Here is a 20,590-nt window from a genome sequence, read left to right as displayed (position 1 = left end):
ATGTGGGATTTGGCATGGCAGACGACGAAGACCCGCTTGAGCGGTTTCGTCGGCGCGTTCGTCGCGATCCTCTGCGGCACGGCGCTGGTCGCCGGCTGCGGCATCCTGATGGAATCCGGCCTGCGGGCGGGTGTTCCGACCCAGCGCTACGCCGACGCGGCCGTGGTCGTGGGCGGGCAGCAGAAGGTGGACCCGCCCGGTGCCGGTCCGCTCGAAAGCCAGCAGGTCGCGGAGCAGGCCTCGGTCCCGGTGACGCTCACGGGGACGATCAGCGCGGTGCCCGGTGTCCGTGGTGTGGTGGCGGAGCAGAGCTTCCCGGCCACCGTCGTGACCGCCGACGGCCGGGTGCTGACGGGCCCGGAGGGCGGGCAGTCGCTGGGCCACAACTGGGACGCCGCCGCGCTGGCGCCGTTCTCGCTGCGTGACGGCCGTGCGCCCGCCGGCGCCGATGAGGTCGTACTCGACGCGGACCTGGCGTCGCGGAGCGGGGCCGTCGTCGGCGGGCACGTGAAGATCGCCGTCCGGTCGGCTCCGGTGGACTTCGTGGTCTCCGGGATCGCCGCCCCGAAGTCGGGCGACGGCCTCACCCGGCAGTCCGCCGTGTTCTTCTCGCCGGAGAAGGCCGTCGAACTCGCCGGGACGCCCGGCCAGGCGCACGCGATCGGCGTGCTGGCGGATCCGGGCGTCACGCCCGGTGGCCTCGCCGACCGGATCCGCGACGCGGTGGGCTCCGACAAGGTGACCGTGACGACCGGGGTCGAGCGCAGCACGGTCGAATTCCTCGACGTCAGCCAGACCCGGATGCTGCTGATGGCGCTCGCGGGCTCGTTCGGCGGGTTCGCGCTCCTCATCGCCGTGTTCGTCGTGGCCAGCACGCTGGCGCTGGTCATCAACCAGCGCCGCCGGGAGTTCGCCCTGCTACGGGCCATCGCCGCGACACCTCAGCAGATCCGCAAGCTCATCGGCGCCGAGACGATGCTGGTCGCGGTGGTCGCCGGTGTGCTGGGCAGTGGCCTCGGCGTGGCGGTGGGCTTCGGGCTGAGGAACGCCTTCGGAGCCATCGGGGTGATCCCGCCGGACTTCGAACTGGCGTTGAGCCCGATTCCCCTGGTCGTCGCGCTGCTGCTCGGGCTGGGCACCGCCCGGTTGGCCGCGTGGTCGGCTTCACGTCGGCCCTCGTCGATCCGCCCGGTGGAGGCGCTCGGCGAGGCGGCGGTGGAACGCAAGGACCTCGGCCGGGTGCGTGTCCTCATCGGCTGCGCGCTGGTGGCGGTCGGCCTCGGTGGCTCGCTGGTCCCGATCTTCGTGCGCGGCGAGGCGGGAATGGCGGCTTCGGGCGCGTCGGCGCTGGTGATCGTGATCGGGCTGGCCGTCGTCGGCCCGAAGGTCGTCGCGTTCATGACCCGGCTCATCGCCCCGGTGCTCAACCGGACGTCCCGGATCAGTGGCTATCTCGCCGCCGCGAACAGCCAGGCCAACGCCCGGCGTCTCGCCGCGGCGGTGACCCCGGTGATGCTGGCGGTCTCGTTCGCCTTGACGATGTTCTACAGCCAGACCTCCGCGGCCGCCGCCAGGCAGGAGGAGACCGTGGAGTCGACCACCGCGGACCACGTCCTGGCGAGCACCACCGGTGGCCTGTCCCCGGAGGTCGCCGAGGCGGCACGACGGATCCCCGGCGTCGCCGCCGCGACCCCGGTCGTGCGCACCGAAGTGATCAACACCGTGCGGGAACAGGAAAACCTGCGCGTCGAGCGATACGGGGCGCAGGGCCTCGACGGCGCACAGGTCCGCGGGAACGTCGACCTGGGTGTCGTGTCGGGCAAGATCGCCGACCTGACCGGGAACACCGTGGCCATGAGCGAGTCGGAAGCCGACTGGTACGAGAAGAAGATCGGCGACGAGGTCGAGTTCTACTTCGGTGACGGTGCTCCGGCGAAGCTGCGGCTGGTCGCCACGTACACCCGTGACCAGGCGTTCGGCCGCTACGTGCTGCCCGCGGACCTGGCCAGGGCGCACACCGGCGACCGGATGGACGATTCGGTGCTGGTGCGGCAGCAGCCCGACGCGGACCCCGCGACCGTGACCGCCGCCCTGCGCGACCTCGCCACGCGCTACCCGGGCCTGGCCGTGACGCCGGGATCGGCGATCGCCGCGCCCGCTGGCGGCCAGCAGCAGGCCCAGTTCTACGTGAACCTGGTCGCTGTCGGCGTGATCCTCGGCTACGTCGTGATCTCGGTGGCCAACACGCTGGTGATGAGCACGGCTCAGCGGTCACGGGAGTTCGCGCTGCTACGCCTGATCGGGACCACGAAACGCCAGGTGGTGCGGATGATGCGGTTCGAAGCGCTGGCGACGGTGGGAGTCGCGGCACTGCTCGGCACCGTGGTGGCGGGGGTTCCGCTGGTACTGCTGAACCTCGGTCTGCGCGGGACTCCGCTGCCGTCCGGAACCGTCACCGTGTTCGGCGGCGTCATCGCCGGGGCGATTCTGCTCGGCCTGGTCTCACTCGGTCTCGCCACCAGGGTGGCACTGCGGTCGAAGCCGATCGAGGCGATCGGCCTCCGCGAGTGACCGCTCCCCGTCGTCCGGTCAGCCCTCCGCGGCCGGCCGGACGGCGGGGATCTTCCCACCGCGGAAGGCGTCCACGAACAGCCGGTGGTCCTCCCGTGACTGCTCGGCATAGGCCATCCCGAACTCGGTCAGCGCGCGGACGAACTCGTCCTCGCGATCGCCGATGACGTCGGCGATGGCCTCTTCGCTCTGGAAATCGACCAGTGTCTGCTCGGAGTCCGAATCGGACACACAGTGCATCTTCGCGGTGGCCCGGCCGAGGTAGTCGAGGACCGGCCGCATCTCCGCCGGTTCGGTCAGCTCCGACCAGTCCAGGTCGTCGACGTAGGGCGAAAGCTCCGAGACGACGAACCCGGTCCCGTCGATCTCCGTGTACCCGAGCCAAGGATCCGCGTGGGCCTGCAACGCGCGCTGGGACACGGCGGTGCGGTGCCCCTCATTGGTGAAGTAGCCGCGGATGTGCTCTTCGGACACGATCCGACTCGGCGCCGCGACGTTCCCTTGCTTCATGGACAGGACGACGTCGTTCTCCAGGGCTTGGGTCCGGCCCTCGACGAGGATGTTGTACGCGGGCAGCCCGGCCGAGCCGATGCCGAACCCGGACCGGCCGACGATGTCCTTGACCCGGTAAGTGATGCTGCCGAACCGCTTGTTCTCCGGGATGGTGTCCAAATAGGACTCGAAGGCGGCGAGCGCGGTTTCCCGTTCGGCCTCCTCCAGCACGCGGACGCCGGGCCCGTGCCGGAACCTGCGGTCGTAGTCCTCGACGGTGGTCAGCTCGTCGAGCAGGTCGATGCGCGTCTTGAGCCGAGCCCGGAGCAGGACGCCGTGCAGGACTCCTTCGGTGCTGTCCAGCTGGAGCCGGACGAGTTCGTCGCCGGGCCGCTCGGCGTACTCGCGGACCTGTTTCACGTAGGCGCGCAGGTACGTGCCGATCAGCGTCTCGATGTCGTCGTCCGAGATCGCCTTGCTCCACGCCAGCAGCGCGACACTGGCCGCCAGCCGTTTGAGGTCCCAGGTGAAGCAGCCGAGGTAGGCCTCGTCGAAATCGTTGACGTCGAACACCAGCGTCCCGGACGAGTCCATGTAGCTGCCGAAGTTCTCCGCGTGGAGATCGCCTTGGATCCACACCCGGCTGGTCTCGTCGTTCGCCCACGGGTCGTCCTCGTGCGCCATGTCCGCGTAGAAGAGGCACGCCGAACCCCGGTAGAACGCGAACGGGGCGGCGGCCATCTTGCGGAACTTGCGGCGGAACGCGTCGGCGTCCGCGCGCATGAGGTCGTCGAACGCCTCCACCAGCACCTCGACGATCCGCGCTTGCCGGTCATCCTCGCCCCGCTCGCGGATCCGCTCGACCACACCACTCATCACGACCTCCAGACGGCTTCACGGTGCCACAGGTCGGTTCCCGGGGCAGATCAGATCTTGCGGAAGCGCGCGTCCAGCAGCGCGAACACCCCGAACGCGGCGATCCCGGCCGCGAGCGCCAGGAGCATCGGACCGCCGTACGGCTGGGCGACGAGTGTCTTCAAGGCCGCGTCGAGACCGCTCGCCTTGGCGGGGTCGAAGGTGACCGCCGCGATGACCGTCAGCACGCCGACGGTGCCGTATGCGGCGGAGAGCGCGATCCAGCCGACCTGCCCGAGCCGGATGGTCGTCGTCCGGGCAGGCCCGGAGGCGCCGCCGAAATCGAGTTCCCGCGCGAAGGTCTTCCGGAGGCCGCGCTGGGCGAGGAACACCGCCACCGCGACGACGGCGACCCCGGCGACGCTCACCAGCACCGGACCGTAGGACTCCGCGAGGATTTCGGCGACCAGGGAGGTCTGGCCGTCGTCGGCGCCCGCGACGGCGATCTTCACCGCGCTGTAGGAGACGAGGCCGTAGAGCACGACCTCGATCCCGCTGACGATCCGGCGCACCGTCCGCCGTCGCGCCTTCACGTGCCGATGCCCGGTGACCGCCTCGCCGAGCTGCCACAACGCCAGCACGGCGAGACCGGTGGCGATCAGCCACAGCAGCCACGCGCCCCCTTCCGCGACCACCACCTGCAGGGCACCCGCCTTGTCCGCCTTGGCGGTGTCGCCGAGGGCGACCCGCGTCGCGAGCCAAGCGACGAGCAGATGCACGACCGCGTAGCAGACGAGCCCGCCCCGGGCGATGAAGCCGAATGTCTTGCTGTCGCGCATCGGGCGATCGTCGCCGAGCGAACGGCCGTCCGCCAGGTCCGGCCGGAGCAATGTGTCCGGTATGTCGGCCACGTCACTCTTGATCTCCACCGAGGTCGAGGGTCGATGCTGGGGTCACCGAACTACTTCGAGGAGTGAACATGCACGAGGACAAGGGTTTCTACTCGATCATCGAGTACGCGGTGGACGGGCCGGAGACCCAGGCGGCGTTGGTGGACGCCTTCGCCGACATCCAGGACCGCTGGGTCCGGTTCTTCCCGGGTTACGTCTCGGCACGCTTCCACGCGAGCGTCGACGGGACGCGAGTCGTCAACGTCGTCAGCTGGGCGAACGAGGCGGACTACCGGCATTTCGAAGAGACGTCGGACACCGCGGGCCGTCTCGCGGCCATCCAGGGGGCACTCGACGGCCTGCCGGGCAAGGTGGAGTCGCGAGTGAGCGCCAACCCGCGCTACCGCGTCGTCCGGGAGACCGGACCCGGCCCGCGAGCCGATGACTGATCGCCGGGCCGGGACGTCGGAGAATCACCGAGGGGAGAGGCCGAAAGTCCTCGTCCGAAAAGGACCACGGCCACTCCCGGTCCCGGCTTCCGCACGACAGGCTGAGGAGGACCCTGCCGGTTAGGAGCCGCGATGATCCTCACCGAAACACCGGTCGTCACAGCCGGGCTGGAGGCCGCGGTCCGGGCGCCCTCGCCCCACAACAGCCAGCCGTGGCTCTTCGAGCTCGGGCCGGACGTCATCGACGTCGTCCTCGACGAGGACCGCGTACTCGAGGTGTGCGACCCGGACCGGCGGGAGGCACGGCTGTCCTGCGGTGCGGCGGTGCTGAACCTCGAACTCGCGATCGCCGTCGCCGGGCGGTCCTGCGACGTGGAGCTGCTGCCGCGGAAGGACCGGCCGGAACTGCTGGCCAGGGTCGTCATCGGCTCCCGGCACCGGGCGACGGCGGCGGAGCAGCGCCTGGCGGCGTCGATCCGCGCCCGCTACAGCAACCGGCGGCCGTTCGCCTCGACCCCGGTCCCGGCGGGGTTCCGGCACGCGGTGCGGCAGGCGGCCCGCGAAGAGGGCGCGAAGCTGATCCTGCTCGACGAGGTGGGCCTGCTGGAGGCCGTCGCCGGGCTCATCCGGCGGGCGGACCACGTGCAGATGCTCGACGAAGGCTTCCAGGCGGAACTGCGCGCGTGGACCAAGGAGAACGGGAGCCGCGACGGTGTCCCGGCCTACGCGGGCGGGCCTCGTCCCTCCTGTGGGCTGTTGCCGGTCCGGCACTACGGCATGAGCGAACAGAGCAGGGAGTTCGAACGCGACCCGGTCGTCGCGGTGCTGACGACGCCGACCGACGGTCCGCTCGCGCAGATCCGCGCCGGGCGGGCGATGCAGCGGGCGTTGCTGACGGCGACTTCGCTCGGCCTCAGCGCGTCGTTCTACTCGCAGCCCATGGAAATCCCGTCCGCTCACGCCGTCCTGCGGTCACTGCTCGGCGATAACGAGAATCCGCAGGCCGTTTTCCGCCTGGGTTACGGCTTCCCGGGCTCCACCACGCCGCGTCGCCCGGTCGACGCGGTCATCCGGACCAGACCCGGGGAGGACCCTCGGTGAGCGCGACCGCCGTACTCGGCACGCACCGCTGGACGGCCGAGGAGACGCGGATCCTGGTGCGGGCCGCGCGCTGGGCACCGCGCCGGTGGCTGCGCGGCGAATGGCCGCTGGAGGTCCGGGGTGACGGCGTCGACCTGGTCGAACGGCCTGGGGACGACAGCAGGGGAAGACTCATCGCGTGCGGCGCGCTGCTCGTCCACCTCGAAGTCGCGATGCGCGCACTGGGCTGGCTCCCGCGGACCGAGTTCTCGCACGACGAGGCCGACCCGCGGCGGATCGTCCGCATCACGGCCGCCGCGCGGAAACGCCCCGGCGCCGGCGATCTCGTGTCGTTCGGGGCGATGTCCGGGCGCGCGTCGTACTCGGCCCACGGCCTGCCCATCCTGAGCCCGGACGAGGAACCCGCGGACGGCGTCCGCGTGAGGTCGCTTTCGCCGCGCCAGATCCGTTCTCTGCCGAAGGTGGGTGGTGCGATCGCCCGGGCGATCGCACCACCCGTCGAGGAACCGGACGAACCGTGGTCGGCCTTCCTGATCACCACCACTTCGGAGGCACGTCACCACCTCGTGCGGGCCGGGCAGGTGGCGCAGCGGATCCGGCTGCTCGTCACCGAGTCCGGTCTCCGGTGCGTGACCGTCACCGAGCCGTTCGAACCCGCGAAGGTCCGGGTCTCGCTGTTCGGGCACGCCGGGCCGGCCGGTATCCCGCAACTGGCGGTCGGTGTCCATCACGCGCGGCGGCGGTAGAGGGCGCGGATCCCGAAGGCGGCGAGCAGCCCGAGAACGGCCAGCCCGAACGGCCGGAGCGCGATCGTCCACGGCCAAGCCTCGCCGTCGAGCGCGAGGTGATCGGGCCGGTACTCCAGCGTCCTGGCCGTCCACCGGGTGGTCGCGGCGTCCGTGGTGCGCATCAGGTCTTCGAGCACGGCGTCGAACGGGAACCCCGGCGCGGCGTGCAGATACACCGGCGAGAGCGCGGAGTACCGATCGGCCGCGTGGCTCGTGGCCGCGTCGGCGCCGGGCACTATCAGCCTGTCGAGGTCGTCCGCGGTCGGTGTACCGCGCGGGGCGAAGGTCAGTCCGTGCCGGGAATGGATCGGCGTGCCGTCGAGCCCGACCGCCGTCGTCTCGACCGCCAGAGACTGGCCGTAGGTGTCGAACACCGCGGCGAGTTCCAGCTCCCGGATCCCGGTGGTCAGCAGGATCCCCAGCATCGGCTTGTCCCATTTGAAGGCGGTGTTGAAGCCGACGACGGTGTCCGCCGCTTCGAAGGTGTTCTGCGTCATCGGCGGGCTGGAACCGGGGGAGTAGTGGGTCCAGCCGATCGCTTCGGCGGTCTTCCGCGCGGTTTCAGTGCCGGCGATCCGCTCGGTCACCCGCAGCGCGCCGTCGATGCCGGACAGGATCCCGGCCGTGGTCACGATGTTCCCGTCGTCGACGTAGCGTGTGCCGCGAACCCAGTCCACGGCGGGGAATTCGTCGTCGAAGCCGCCGATGCGGATCCAGTGCGCGGTGGCCTTCCGCCCGTCGAGGAGCCCGGCCGAAGCGAGGACGCCCGAACCGTTGCAGACACTCATGAGCAGCGACCCCTTGGCGGACTGCCGCTTCAGCCAGTCGGTCACCGGGCGCGTGGTCGGCTCGCCGAGGTCCGGCAGCGCGGGGACCACCACGACATCGGGGGCGGCGGAGGAAAGCAGCCTGTCGAGATCGGCGAAAGCCAGGTCGGGGATCAGGTCGAGCCCGCCGGTCAGGGTGACCGGCCGGGCCTCCGGCGCGACGGTGTAGACGTTGAACGCGCCGCTCGCCGCCAGGATCTCGTACGGGGCGAGCGTGTCGGAGACGACGGCACCCTGATTACCCACGACGACCACGGCGGTCGGCTTGGCGGGATCGTGTACCCGGTGTACCGGTCGCGGCGAGATCCCGTCGGTTCTCGCCGTGTAGCGGTTTTCGAAGCTGGCGCTGAGCGTGATGCCGCCCAGAGTGAGCGGCAGGGCCAGCGCGGCGACGGTGAACGCCAGCACGGTCAGCGTGACGCGGATGAAGGCGCGCATGTCAGGCTCCGTACTCGGCGCGGCGGCGGACCATGGCGGCGAGCATCGCGGGCACCATCAGCACGTGCCCGGCGGTCATCAAGGTCGTCCCGGAGATCAGGCCGGTCCAGAAGAACGGCAGGAAGAGGACGTAGGGCAGGTACATCGCGGCCGACATCTCCACGATCGAAGCCCAGCCGTGGCGCCGGATCCGCATCCACAGTGCCATGCCGAGCGACATGTTCGTCGCCATCACCAGCGCGCTCGCGGTCACGTTCTTCGCCAGGTCCGGCCACAGGAAAGACCAGACCGGTTCGAGGACGATCATCCCGGCCACCATCGCGACGAGCATCTCCACCGCGTGCCGGGTGAAGTGCAGGACGGCCCGGTCGCGGGTCTTCGGTTCTGTCGTGTGGTTCATTCCCGGCTCCCTCGTTCGGTTCGACGGGAGCAATGTTCGGCCGGGGCGGGGCACGAGGGCAGGTGCCGGAAGTCATGCGCGAGGTCATGTGACCGGCGGCCGGGCATCGGTCGAGGTGGTCGTGAGTGGTAAGTGACGTTCTAACCCTCTTTACCACTCACGACCACCTGTACCGACGCCATCCGGCGCCCCGCAGCGTTGCGAAAGCCACGTTCGCAACCTTCAACGTTGCGAACGTGGCTTTCGCAACAGCCCGGGACTCCGCCACCCACGAGAACCGTGATACCCGAAGCGAAGGGAACTTCCCGTGCGTGCACGGACTTGGCCCTCGGCAAGGAGCGAAGCGGTCAGAACAGGCCGAGTTCCCTCGCGCGCAGGGCGGCCTGGGTCCGGTCCCGTACCTGGAGCTTCGACAGGACACTCGTCACGAGGTTCTTCACCGTGCCCTCGGCGAGGAACAGCGTCTTCGCGATTTCGCGATTGCTACGGCCCTCCGACAGGAGCTGGACCACCTCCAGTTCCCGCTCCGAAAGCGGGGTCGCCAAGGGTTGCGCCCGGGGTGTTTCGGCAGGCAGCCGCGCCACCCTCGCGACGAGTTTCGCCGCCACCGACGGCTGCAGCACCGACTCACCCCGGTTGGCCGCGACCAGCGCTTCCACCAGCCGCGTCGACGAGACGTCCTTGAGCAGGTAGCCGACGGCGCCCGCCCGCAACGCGGCGAACACGTCCTCGTCGTCGTCGAACGTGGTCAGCGCCAGCACCCGCACGCCGGGTTGCTCGGCCCGGAGCCGGGTGGTGGCCGCGATCCCGTCCAGCACCGGCATCCGCAGGTCCATCAGCGCGACGTCGGGACGGAGTTCGGCGCAGAGCCGGACGGCCTGCTCGCCGTCGGCCGCCTCACCGACGACCTCGATCTCCGGCTGGACCTCCAGCAGGGTCGCCAACGCCTCGCGGAACAACGCCTGGTCGTCGACGATCAGGACGCGGACGCTCATCCCGGCACCTCCACGGTGAGTGTCAGGCCGTGTCCCTCCGCCGAGTCGATCGAGACCCGGCCGCCGAGCCCGGCGACCCGCTCGCGGAGTCCCATGAGTCCGAAACCCTTGTCCGGCGGGGAATCCCCGGTCAGTCCCAGACCGTCGTCGCGGACTTCGAGCCGGACCCGGTCGGCTCCGGCGTAGTCGAGCACCACGGTCGCGGCCTGTGCGCGCGCGTGCTTGCGCACGTTGGTCAGTCCTTCCTGGGCCGCCCGGAACAGTGACTCCTCGACATCGGCGCGCGTGTCCCGCGCCGTGCCCTTGACCTCCAGCCCGGTCGGCATGCCCGCCGCGGACGCCTCCTCGGTCAAGGCACGCAACGCGTCCGCGAGCGGTTCGGAGCGTGGCTCCCGCAACGCCGACACCGACCGGCGGACCTCGTTGAGCGCCTCCCGCGACTGGTCCTGCGCCTTGGCGAGCATCCCGTCGGCGCGTTCCGTGTCGCCGGTGCCGATCACCGCGCGGGCGGCCTGCAGCATCATCTGCACGACCGTGAGGTGATGACCGAGCCCGTCGTGGATGTCGCGCGCGAGCCGGTTGCGCTCCTGGGTCGTCGCGAGTTGTTCGGCCTGCGCGGCATGATCACGAAGACGTTCGTGCGCCTCCGCCAGTTCCTCCCGTGCCCGCTTCTCCCGGACGACCAGCTCGGTCACCACGGCGGCGAACACCATGACCGCCAGCGTCCCGAGTCCTTCGCGGAGCCCGTCCATCGGCGCCATCGGCAGGTGGATCAGCGGGATCAGCACCGCGACCCCGAACGCCACGCGGACCTGGAGCAGCAACACGGTGTGGCACACGAGGACCACGAGAAGCAGGACGGCCCCGACAGCGGCGCCCGAAAGCGAGAACAGGGTGAAGCCGAGCGGTAACTGAACGCAGACGTACGCGATCGCCCAGGCGCGCCCGTGTTTCTGGACCCAGGGGAAGCCGAGGATCGCGATCGCCGCGTAGACCAGACCGGTCAGGAGCGCCGGCAGCACGAGCGTCTCGTACTTGGCCGAGCCGAGGGGCAACGTCACGTACGCGACAAGCGTCAGTACGGCCAGGGCCCGGTTCACGGACACACAATAAACGCATTTCGTCCTCTGGATGCGGTACTTGCGTGCGCAACTACCGCATCCAGAGGACGAAACGCGGGAGTCAGGCGACGGTGCTGTTCCGGATTTCGAGGGAGAACGGCGTCTGGACGTCCTCGGGTTCGAGGTCGCTCCCGCCCGCGATGCGCCGCCGCAGCAGGTCGACCGCGGTCCGCGCGATCGCCGCCTTGTCCGGCGCGATCGTCGTCAGCGAGGGAAGGCTGTACGCGCTCTCCTCGTTGTTGTCGAAGCCGACGATCGCCATGTCCGACGGCACCTGGACGCCGCGTTCCGCCGCGGCGCGAAGGGCGCCGATGGCGAGAAGGTCGTTGAAGCAGAAGACCGCGTCGGGCGGCTCCGGCAGCGCGAGAAGATGCGCCATCGCCTCGGCGCCGTTGGCGCGGTGGTAGCGCAGCGCGGGCAGGACCAGTTCCGGAATGGGTGCGAGGCCTGCCTCCTGGAGCGCCGAGTGGTAGCCGTCGAGCCGCTGCGCGGCGGTGTGACGCTGCGGATGCGCGCCGATCGCGGCGATCCGCCGTCGGCCGAGCGAGAGCAGGTGCCGCACCGCGATCCGGGCGGCCTGGACGTTGTCGATACCGACGTGATCTATCGGGACGTCGACGACGTGCTCGCCGAGCATCACCAGCGGCACGCCCGGCGCCAGGTCTTCGAAGTCGTTGGTGTGCAACGCTTCCGGGCTGATGATCGCGCCATCGATCAGATGCGGGCCGAGCGCGGACAGCGTGTTGCGTTCCCGCTCCCGGGTGCCGAGGGTCTGCTCGATGAGCACGTTCCACTCGTGCTCCTGCGCCGCCTGCAGCACCAGGCCCGCCAGCTCGCCGAAGTACGGGATGCTCAGCTCGGGCAGCATCAGCCCGAGGAACCCGGTGCGGCCGCGGCGCAGGTTGCGGGCGCCGAGATTGGGCCGGTAGCCGGTCGACGCGAGCGCCTCCTCGACCCGCTTGCGGTTCTCCGGCTTGACGAAGTCGTAGCCGTTGACCACGTTCGACACGGTCTTGACGGAGACGCCCGCAAGCTTGGCGACGTCCTTGAGCGTGGCCACCCTCGCTCCCCTCTGCATGGTCCGGCACAGATCCGGCACAGCCTAGCCGCGCGAACGGCGGATTTACAACGTTGTACCAACGATGTAAATCTGGCATCGTCCCTATGAGTGACATGGGTCACCGCCGACCCGTGTGCTCGACTTTCCCCGAGGAGCGATCGATGTCCCTGCCCATCCGCCGCACCCTGCTCCTGGTGACCGGCCTCGCGCTCGCGCTGACGGCCTGCACCAGCCGCGAGACCCAGCAATCCGCCCCGTCGGGCGCGGGACCGGCCGCTTCGGCGGCGCCGAGCCAGGCCGCCACCGGACCGGGCTGCGCCCGCGAGAAGACCGGCTACCCGCAGGTGGACGTGAAGAACGCGGTCATCGGCTTCTCCCAGTCGGAGAAGGAGGCCAACCCGTTCCGGATCGCCGAGACGCAGTCCATCAAGGACGAAGCGGCGAAACTCGGTATCCCGGCGGACAAACTCCTGGTCACCAACGCGCAGAGCGATCTCAACAAGCAGGTCAGTGACATCAAGTCGTTGCTGGACCGGGGCGCGCAGCTGCTCATCGTCGCGCCGCTGAACTCCGACGGCCTCCAGCCCGCCCTCGACGCGGCGAAGGCCAAGAAGGTCCCGGTCATCACAGTCGACCGCAAGGTGACGTCGCAGCCGTGTGCCGACTACCTGACCTTCATCGGCTCCAACTTCGTCGAGCAGGGCAAGCGCGCGGCGCAGGAGATGGTGAAGGCGACCGGCGGCACCGGCAAGGTCGCGATCCTGCTCGGCGCGTCCGGCAACAACGTGACCACCGACCGCACCAAGGGTTTCAAGGACGAGATCGCCGCCACCGCGGGCATCCAGATCGTCGCCGAGCAGACCGGCGAGTTCGACCGGTCCAAGGGCCAGGCTGTCATGGAGCAGCTCATCCAGAGCAACCCCGAGATCACCGCCGTCTACGCCGAGAACGACGAGATGGGCATCGGCGCGGTCACCGCGCTCAAGGCCGCGGGCAAGACGCCGGGCAAGGACGTCAAGATCGTCTCGATCGACGGCACCCGCAACGCCGTCCAGCTCATCGCCGACGGCAGCTACAACGCGGTCATCGAATCCAACCCGCGCTTCGGCCCGCTGGCCTTCTCGACCCTGCAGGACTTCGCCGCCGGCAAAGAGATCCCGCCGACCGTGGTCATCTCCGACGACCAGTACGACTCCGCGAACGCCGCGCAGAAGCTCGGGAACGCGTACTGACGATGGAACCGGTTCTCGAGGTCGAAGGCGTGACCAAGACGTTCGCCGGGGTGCGCGCGCTCGACGACGTGTCGTTCGCGCTCCGGCCGGGCGAGGTGCACGCGCTGGTGGGCGAGAACGGCGCCGGCAAGTCGACGCTGATCAAGGTGCTCACCGGCGTGCACAAGCCGGACTCCGGCACGATCCACGCGCGGGGCGCGATCTCCACCATCTACCAGGAGGTCAACCTCATCCCGCTGATGAGCGTCGCGAGCAACGTGTACCTCGGCCGCGAGCCGAGGAAGAGGCTCGGGCTGGTCGACTGGGCGCGGATGAACTCCGACGCGGCGGCCCTGCTGGCGGACTACGGCATCGAAGCCGACGTCTGCCGTCCACTCGGGACACTCGGCGTCGGCGCCCAGCAGATGGTCGCGCTGGCCCGTGCGGTGTCGGTCGACGCCGACGTCGTGATCATGGACGAGCCGACGTCCTCACTGGAGCCGCGTGAGGTCGAGACGCTGTTCGAGGTCATCGGCAGGCTGCACGAACGCGGGATCGCGATCGTGTACGTCAGCCACAGGATGGACGAGCTGTACCGGATCTGCGAACGGGTGACGGTGCTGCGGGACGGCAAGCGGGTCCACACCGGACCGCTCGCCGACCTGCCCCGCCTGGAACTGGTGTCGATGATGCTCGGCCGCAGTGTCGGCGACATCCGGTCGCACGGCGCGACGGCCTTCGAGGGAGACCACGAGGCGGGCCGGGAACCGGTGCTGCGCGCGGAGAACCTCACCAGCGGCAACCGGTTGAGTGGAGTCTCGGTCGACATCAGGCCCGGTGAGATCGTCGGTCTGGCCGGGCTGCTCGGCTCCGGCCGGACCGAGACCGCGCGGGCGATCGTCGGCGACCTGCCGCTGTCCGGTGGCACCGTCCTCGTCGGCGGAAAGCAAGTCCCGCAAGGGAATGTGGCCGCCGCGATGCGCGCGGGCGTCAGCATGCTCGCCGAGGACCGCAAGACCGAAGGGATCATCCCGCATCTTTCGGTACGGGAGAACATCGTGCTCGCCGCGTTGCCGAGGCTGTCCCGGTTCGGCTTGGTGAGCCGGGCCCGCCAGGACAGGATCGTCGACACATTCGTGAAACGCCTGCGGATCAAGGTGTCCAGTCCCGATCAGAAGGTCGCCGAACTGTCCGGCGGCAATCAGCAGAAGGTGCTGCTGGCCCGCTGGCTGTGCACGGAACCGAAGGTGCTGCTGCTCGACGAGCCGACCCGCGGCATCGACGTCGGCGCGAAGGCGGAAGTGCAGGCGCTGATCGACGAACTCGCCAAGGACGGACTCGCGGTCCTGCTCATCTCGTCCGAGATGGAGGAACTCCTCGACGGCGCCGACAGGCTGGTCGTGCTCAAGGACGGCTCGGTGGTCGGCGAACTGGCGGGGGACCAGCTGACCCAGGACCACGTGCTGGCCGCGATCGCGTCAGGTGGCCCGGAATGACCAGCACCCAGCGGAGAACGGAGGAACCGGGAACCACCATGACGGACACGGCGAAAACGGTGGACCGGACCAGGGTGGCGCGGTGGCTGCAGGAGTACGGCGTGTACGTCGCCGTCGTCGCGCTCGTGCTGTTCAACATCGCGTTCACCGCGAACTTCCTGACCGTCGGCAACTTCCGGACCCAGCTCATCCAGGCCGCGCCGGTACTGGTGGTCGCGCTCGGGATGGCGCTCGTCATCGGCACCGAGGGCGTCGACCTGTCGGTGGGCGCGGTGATGGCGCTGTCGGCGGCGATCATCCCGCTGTACCTCGGCGCCGGGACACTGCCCGCGGTCGCCATCGCGCTCGTGGCCGGGCTGGCCGCCGGGACGTTGAACGGTGTCCTCGTGGCCAGGATCGGGATCCAGCCGATCGTGGCGACACTCGCCTTGCTCGTCGGCGGGCGAGGGCTCGCGCTGGTGCTCGCCGATGGCCAGCTCGTCCAGCTGCACGATCCGGATTTCCTGGCACTGGGCACCGGTGAGGTGCTCGGTATCCCGGTGAGCGTGCTGATCGCGGCCGTCCTGGCCGTGCTCATGGCCGCCGTGGTCGGGAAGACGGCGTTCGGCAGGCGGCTGGTCGCGATCGGTGGCAACCGCCGGGCCAGCGTGCTCGCCGGACTGCCGGTCAACCGTGTCCTCATCGGCGTCTACGCCATCTGCGGTGTGCTCGCGGCGCTGGCCGGGGTGCTGTCCACCGCGCGGCTCGGCGCCGGCGACCCAGCGGACGCCGGGCTGCTGATGGAACTTTCCGCGATCACCGCGGTCGTGGTCGGCGGCACCCCGCTGACCGGCGGACGCGTCCGCATCCTCGGCACGGTGATGGGTGTCCTGCTCATGCAGCTCGTCCGCGCCACGCTCATCAAGCACAACCTGCCGGATTCGACCGCGCAGATGATCCAGGCCGCGATCATCGTCGGCGCGGTGTACGTCGCACGGGAACGGAGCAGCCGATGACCGCGGCGCCCACGATGGCCGCCCAGGACTCCACCCGGCGCGAGCTGATGACCGGGGTCCTGCAGAAACAAGGCGCGGCGATCGCGCTGGTGCTCATGGTCGCCGTCGCGTGGCTGCTGTTCCCGCGCTTCGGCAGCCTGGACAACCTGCGCGACATCGCCTTGCAGAGCTCGTTCCTCGCGATCATCGCGCTCGGGATGACGTTCGTGATCATCACCGGCGGGATCGACCTGTCGGTGGGGTCGGTCTACGCGCTCGGCGGGGTCCTCGCCGCCTACGGATCGCAATGGGGTTTCCTCGTCGCGTTGCTGCTGCCGCTGGCGGTGTGCGGGCTGATCGGCCTCATCAACGGGCTTCTCGTGGCGAAGACCGGGATGGCGCCGTTCATCGTCACACTGGCGTCTCTGCTGTTCGCTCGCGGGCTGCTGCTCGCGATCACCAGCGAGGGCGCGACGACGTACAAGATCCCCGAGGGCGAGGCGTTCGTTGAACTCGGCCGCGGCACGCTCTTCGGGTTCGGCTATCCGGTGTTCATCGCGGCGGCGCTGTGCCTGCTCGGCGGGCTCCTGCTGCGGCGGACCCGGTTCGGGCAGTCGGTGTTCGCCACCGGCGGCTCGGAGCAGTCCGCGAAGCTGATGGGACTGCCGGTGGCGCGCACCAAGGTCACCGTCTACGTGATGAGCGGTGTCCTTTCCGGGCTCGCGGGCGCGCTCACCGCCGCCTATCTGCAATCCGGCGTCACGGTGATCGGGGTCGGCCTCGAACTGGACGCGATCTCCGTCGTCGTCATCGGCGGCACCCTGCTCACCGGCGGGATGGGCACGATTCTCGGCACCGTGATCGGGGTCGGGATCCGCACCGTCATCCAGAACGTGATCAACCAGATCGGAACTCTCGACAGCAACTACCAGTCGGTGGTCAGCGGTGCGTTCCTCTTGGTGGTCGTTGTGCTGCAACGGTCATTGGCCCGTACGACCGCCCGGAGATAGGGAGATCGCATGCACCGAAGAACCGCACGCGCCCTGAGCGTCGTGGCCGGTCTGCTGGCCGCCGCGACGACACTCGTCCCCGTCGCACAAGCCGCCCCGGTCCCGCTCCCGACCCCGTGGACGGACCAGGTCTCGCCGTCGAACGCGCTGCCCGAGTACCCGCGCCCGCAGCTGGTGCGCTCGGAATGGCTCAACCTCAACGGGACCTGGGGGTTCACCGGAGCGCCGAACCTGAACTCGCCGCCGATCGGCAGGCCGCTGAGTGAGAACGTCCTCGTGCCTTACCCGATCGAGTCGATGCTTTCGGGGATCAAACGGCACGAGGACAACATGTTCTACCGCCGGACGTTCACCGTTCCGTCCACTTGGGACGGACGCCGGGTCAAGCTCAACTTCGGTGCCGTCACCTGGGAGACCCGGGTCTGGGTCAACGGGACGTCGATCGGGAGCCACACCGGCGGTTTCGACGCGTTCTCGTTCGACATCACCCCGGCGCTGAAGGCGGGGGAGAACGAGATCGTCGTCGGCGTCGCGTCGCCGGTCGACGGCAGCCGGTACCCGGTCGGGAAACAGCGCAAGACGCCCAGCGGCATCTTCTACACGGCGGCGTCGGGGATCTGGCAGACCGTGTGGCTGGAACCGGTCCGGGCCGAGCACATCACCCGGCTCGACACCACCCCTGACGTCCCAGGCGGCGCGCTCGACCTCGTCGTCCAGGGCACGGCCGGGCAGCAGGCGACCGCCGAAGTTCTTTCCGGTGGTCAGGTCGTCGGCACCGCCACCGGCGCCGTCGGATCTCATCTCCGGGTCCCGGTGCCGAACGCGCGCTTGTGGTCACCGGACGATCCGTTCCTCTACGACCTGCGGGTGCGCCTGCCGGGCGGCGACGTCGTCACCGGGTACTTCGGGATGCGTTCGCTGGGCAAGGCGATGGTCGGCGGCGTGATGCGGCCGCTGCTCAACGGCAAGTTCGTCTTCCAGATCGGCACCCTCGACCAGGGGTACTGGCCGGACGGCATCTACACCGCGCCGACCGACGCGGCGCTGCGGTTCGACCTCGAACGCCAGAAGGCGCTGGGCTTCAACATGGTCCGCAAGCACATCAAGGTCGAACCGGCGCGGTGGTTCTACCACGCGGACAAGCTCGGCCTGATGGTCTGGCAGGACATGCCCGCGCTCGACTCGATCGACGAGGTCCCGAACGGGCACGCGAACTACGAATCCGAACTGCGGCGGATGATCGACCAGCACAAGGGCATCACGTCGATCGTGCAATGGGTGCCGTTCAACGAAGGCTGGGGAGAGTACGACGCCGGCCGGATCGTCGACCTGGTCCGCTCGATCGACGACACCCGGCTGATCAATCACAACTCCGGATCCAACTGCTGCGTGTCCGATCCGGACCCGGGCAACGGCGACGTGATCGACGACCACGCCTACCAGATCTCCACCGGAACCAGGCAACCCGACGCGAGGCGGGTCGCGGTGCTGGGGGAGTACGGCGGCCTCGGCAGGCGCGTCACCGGGCACGAATGGGAACCCGGCAAGGGTTTCGCGTACGGCGCGCTGTACCCGGACGAGACGTCGCTGACGAACCGGTACGTGGAGATCACCAAGCAGGTCGGGCGGATGGTGCACGGCCGAGGGCTTTCCGCGTCGGTGTACACCGAGCCGTACGACGTCGAGAACGAGGTCAACGGTTTCTACACCTACGACCGCCGCGTGCTGAAGATGACCGAGGCGCGGGTGCGCGAGATCAACCAGAAGGTGCTCGCCATCGCCAAGGGCACCGAGGTGGGCCGGGGCGAGCCGATCTCGCTGCGGGTCACCACGGCGGGCTACACGGATCGCTACCTGCGGCACCAGGCCGACTTCGTCAGGACCGACGTCTTGGGCGAGGGGAGCGCGGACGTCGCCAAGAAGGACGCGACGTTCTGGGCCCGGCAGGGGCTGGCCGACGCGTCGTGCCTGTCGTTCGAGTCGCGGAACTACCCCGGGCAGTTCCTGCGGCACGCGTCGTCGAGGATCCGCAAGGACGCGAACGACGGCTCGGCCCTGTTCGCCGGAGACGCGACCTTCTGCGCGAGGGAAGGCGCGGGCGGGACGGCGCTGGAGTCGTTCAACCAGCGCGGCGCCTACATCCGTCACTACGCCGAGACCGTCTATCTCGCGCGCAGCGGCGGTTCGAACCCGTGGGACACGCCGTCGAGCTTCGCGGAGGACACGACGTGGGCGGCTTCGGTCCCGCTCTGGCGCAGCGGCGCCGACCTGCCGCTGGACCAGGCACGGTCGTTCAAGGTGACGACACCGGGCTTCACCGACCGCTTCCTGCGGCACCGTGACGGCCTGGCGCGGACGGACGTGGTGAACGCGTCGAGTGCGGCGCTGCTGAAGGCGGACGCGACGTTCGTCGTGCGGCGCGGTCTCGCGGATCCGTCGTGCTACTCCCTGGAGGCGCGCAACTATCCGGGCCAGTTCCTGCGGCACGCGGACTTCCGGGTGCGGCTGGGTACGAACGACAACACCGACCTGTTCCGGAGGGACGCGACGTTCTGCGCCCAGCCCGGTGCCGGTGGGGTGCGGCTCGCGTCGGTCAACGAACTGGGCACGAACATGCGGCACTACGCCGAGGAGGTCTTCGTCGCCACCAGCGGCGGTGGCCACCCGTTCGACAACCCGGCTTCGTACGACCAGGACGTGGTGTGGGCGGTCTCGGCGGCCTGGGCTCCCTAGCCGGTCCGGTCCGTGAAGGCCTCCTTGAGGGACCCAGAGTCCCTCAAGGAGGCCTTCACGGAATCGACGATTGCCACATTCGTCCCACATGCACCAGCAGTCACAGCGGTTGCGCGTGAAGGCCCCCTTCCCTCGGCTCAGCCGAGGAAATTCGGCCTTCACACCTTGGGAAGTACGTGAAGGCCCCCTTCCTTGCGCCTAACGCAAGGAAGGGGGCCTTCATGTACCGGCTTGCTTGCTTTGGAAGGTTGTGAAAGTGGCTTTCACAACCTTCAACGTTGTGAAAGTGGCTTTCACAACACCGCCGACCCGCCAAACCGCGCCGGGCCAAGGTGGCGTGGCGTTCGCGATTCGCAGGACCGCCACTCACGACCCCCGCGGCCGACGAGATCACGCCCGGTAACCTTGCCTCCATGACCGGCCCGGACACACCCGCCTCCTTCAAGCTCGCGTACGTCCCCGGCGTGACGCCCTCGAAGTGGGTCCGGATCTGGGCCGAGCGGTCGCCCGACGTCCCGCTCGACCTCGTCCAGACGACCGCGGGCGAAGCCGCGGCACTCGTCCGGGACCGCGAGGTGGACGCCGTCCTGCTGCGCCTCCCGATCGACCGCGAGGGCCTGCACGCGATCCCGCTCTACACCGAGACGACCGTGGTGGTCGTCCCCAAGGACCATCTGGTCGCCGCCGCGGACGAGGTCTCCGTCGACGACATCGCCGACGACATCGTGCTGCATCCGCTCGACGACACGCTGGACTGGGAGCGGCCGCCCGGGAAACCCGCGCTGGAGCGCCCCGCCACCACGGCGGACGCGATCGAGCTGGTCGCCGCCGGTGTCGGGCTCCTGGTCGTCCCGCAGTCCCTCGCGCGCCTGCACCACCGGCGTGACCTGACCTACCGCCCGATCTCCGGTACGCCGGAGTCCGGCGTCGCGCTGTCGTGGCCGGACGACGAGACCAGCGACCTGATGGAGCGGTTCATCGGGATCGTCCGGGGCCGGACCGTCAACAGCACCCGCGGCAGGCAGCAGGTCCAGGAAAAGCCCGAAAAGGAGACACCGGAGAAGAAGACCCCGGCGAAGGGCAACCGCCCCCAGACAGGCGGCCGGAAGCCGCCGCCCGGGCGGCGTGGCGCTCCCAAGGGCGGGAAACGCGGGAAGCCGCCTCGACGAGGCTAGTCGG

At 69.6% G+C, this 20,590-nt stretch carries 17 protein-coding genes; 10 read left to right on the top strand and 7 right to left on the bottom strand.

What is annotated here, in order from left to right; all coding sequences use genetic code 11:
* Positions 1 to 2,571 carry an FtsX-like permease family protein gene (locus tag B0293_RS35400; protein WP_005161371.1) on the top strand — a complete coding sequence of 857 codons (2,571 nt, stop codon included), beginning with the start codon at positions 1 to 3 and terminating at the stop codon, positions 2,569 to 2,571.
* An 18-nt stretch (positions 2,572 to 2,589) separates the two neighbouring features.
* Here B0293_RS35400 and B0293_RS35395 read toward each other — a convergent pair whose 3' ends face one another.
* Together B0293_RS35395 and B0293_RS35390 are read right to left on the bottom strand one after the other, a co-directional pair.
* The gene (locus tag B0293_RS35395; protein WP_039918959.1) at positions 2,590 to 3,939 is read right to left on the bottom strand and encodes a DUF2252 domain-containing protein; all 1,350 of its coding nucleotides are present in this window, start codon (positions 3,937 to 3,939) and stop codon (positions 2,590 to 2,592) included.
* A gap of 50 nt (positions 3,940 to 3,989) precedes the next feature.
* Positions 3,990 to 4,847: a DUF1206 domain-containing protein gene (locus B0293_RS35390; protein WP_005161378.1), complete on the bottom strand. Its 858-nt coding sequence runs from the start codon at positions 4,845 to 4,847 to the stop codon at positions 3,990 to 3,992.
* 50 nt (positions 4,848 to 4,897) lie between these two features.
* Here B0293_RS35390 and B0293_RS35385 point away from each other — a divergent pair, with 50 nt between their 5' ends.
* From B0293_RS35385 to B0293_RS35375, 3 genes are all read left to right on the top strand, one after another.
* Positions 4,898 to 5,257: an antibiotic biosynthesis monooxygenase family protein gene (locus B0293_RS35385; RefSeq protein ID WP_005161380.1), complete on the top strand. Its 360-nt coding sequence runs from the start codon at positions 4,898 to 4,900 to the stop codon at positions 5,255 to 5,257.
* 132 nt (positions 5,258 to 5,389) lie between these two features.
* A complete protein-coding gene (locus tag B0293_RS35380) occupies positions 5,390 to 6,358 on the top strand; it encodes an Acg family FMN-binding oxidoreductase (RefSeq protein ID WP_005161381.1) in 969 nt (322 codons plus the stop codon).
* Positions 6,355 to 7,104, top strand: coding sequence for a hypothetical protein (locus B0293_RS35375; RefSeq protein ID WP_005161383.1), 750 nt, complete (start codon positions 6,355 to 6,357; stop codon positions 7,102 to 7,104). The genes B0293_RS35380 and B0293_RS35375 overlap by 4 nt, the downstream gene beginning before the upstream one ends.
* On the opposite strand, the gene B0293_RS35370 is transcribed toward B0293_RS35375, so the two are convergent.
* From B0293_RS35370 to B0293_RS35350, 5 genes are all read right to left on the bottom strand, one after another.
* A complete protein-coding gene (locus B0293_RS35370) occupies positions 7,086 to 8,411 on the bottom strand; it encodes a DJ-1/PfpI family protein (RefSeq protein WP_005161385.1) in 1,326 nt (441 codons plus the stop codon). The genes B0293_RS35375 and B0293_RS35370 overlap by 19 nt on opposite strands.
* 1 nt (position 8,412) lies before the next feature.
* On the bottom strand, positions 8,413 to 8,811 hold the full coding sequence (locus B0293_RS35365; protein ID WP_005161387.1) for a hypothetical protein: 399 nt from the start codon (positions 8,809 to 8,811) through the stop codon (positions 8,413 to 8,415).
* A gap of 347 nt (positions 8,812 to 9,158) precedes the next feature.
* Positions 9,159 to 9,806, bottom strand: a complete 648-nt coding sequence (locus B0293_RS35360; protein WP_005161388.1) for a response regulator — start codon at positions 9,804 to 9,806, stop codon at positions 9,159 to 9,161.
* Positions 9,803 to 10,906 (bottom strand): sensor histidine kinase, encoded by a 1,104-nt coding sequence (locus B0293_RS35355; protein ID WP_005161390.1) that lies wholly within the window; start codon positions 10,904 to 10,906, stop codon positions 9,803 to 9,805. Before B0293_RS35355 ends, B0293_RS35360 begins: the two co-directional genes overlap by 4 nt.
* Before the next feature lie 82 nt (positions 10,907 to 10,988).
* Positions 10,989 to 11,987: a LacI family DNA-binding transcriptional regulator gene (locus tag B0293_RS35350; protein ID WP_005161391.1), complete on the bottom strand. Its 999-nt coding sequence runs from the start codon at positions 11,985 to 11,987 to the stop codon at positions 10,989 to 10,991.
* 161 nt (positions 11,988 to 12,148) lie between these two features.
* Here B0293_RS35350 and B0293_RS35345 point away from each other — a divergent pair, with 161 nt between their 5' ends.
* The 6 genes from B0293_RS35345 to B0293_RS35320 all read left to right on the top strand — a co-directional run bounded on the left by B0293_RS35345 (position 12,149) and on the right by B0293_RS35320 (position 20,586).
* Positions 12,149 to 13,219, top strand: coding sequence for an ABC transporter substrate-binding protein (locus B0293_RS35345; RefSeq protein ID WP_005161393.1), 1,071 nt, complete (start codon positions 12,149 to 12,151; stop codon positions 13,217 to 13,219).
* Between the two features lie 2 nt (positions 13,220 to 13,221).
* Positions 13,222 to 14,694, top strand: coding sequence for a sugar ABC transporter ATP-binding protein (locus B0293_RS35340; RefSeq protein ID WP_005161395.1), 1,473 nt, complete (start codon positions 13,222 to 13,224; stop codon positions 14,692 to 14,694).
* A gap of 38 nt (positions 14,695 to 14,732) precedes the next feature.
* Positions 14,733 to 15,689, top strand: coding sequence for an ABC transporter permease (locus tag B0293_RS35335; protein ID WP_005161397.1), 957 nt, complete (start codon positions 14,733 to 14,735; stop codon positions 15,687 to 15,689).
* A complete protein-coding gene (locus B0293_RS35330; RefSeq protein ID WP_005161403.1) occupies positions 15,686 to 16,678 on the top strand; it encodes an ABC transporter permease in 993 nt (330 codons plus the stop codon). The genes B0293_RS35335 and B0293_RS35330 overlap by 4 nt, the downstream gene beginning before the upstream one ends.
* 9 nt (positions 16,679 to 16,687) lie before the next feature.
* Positions 16,688 to 19,411, top strand: a complete 2,724-nt coding sequence (locus B0293_RS35325; protein ID WP_005161406.1) for an AbfB domain-containing protein — start codon at positions 16,688 to 16,690, stop codon at positions 19,409 to 19,411.
* 413 nt (positions 19,412 to 19,824) lie between these two features.
* Positions 19,825 to 20,586 (top strand): LysR family substrate-binding domain-containing protein, encoded by a 762-nt coding sequence (locus tag B0293_RS35320; RefSeq protein ID WP_005161408.1) that lies wholly within the window; start codon positions 19,825 to 19,827, stop codon positions 20,584 to 20,586.
* The last annotated feature ends 4 nt before the right edge of the window (positions 20,587 to 20,590 follow it).

The organism is Amycolatopsis azurea DSM 43854 (assembly GCF_001995215.1).
GTDB classification, from domain to species: Bacteria; Actinomycetota; Actinomycetes; order Mycobacteriales; family Pseudonocardiaceae; genus Amycolatopsis; species Amycolatopsis azurea.
This window is presented reverse-complemented; position numbering and strand designations above follow the sequence as displayed.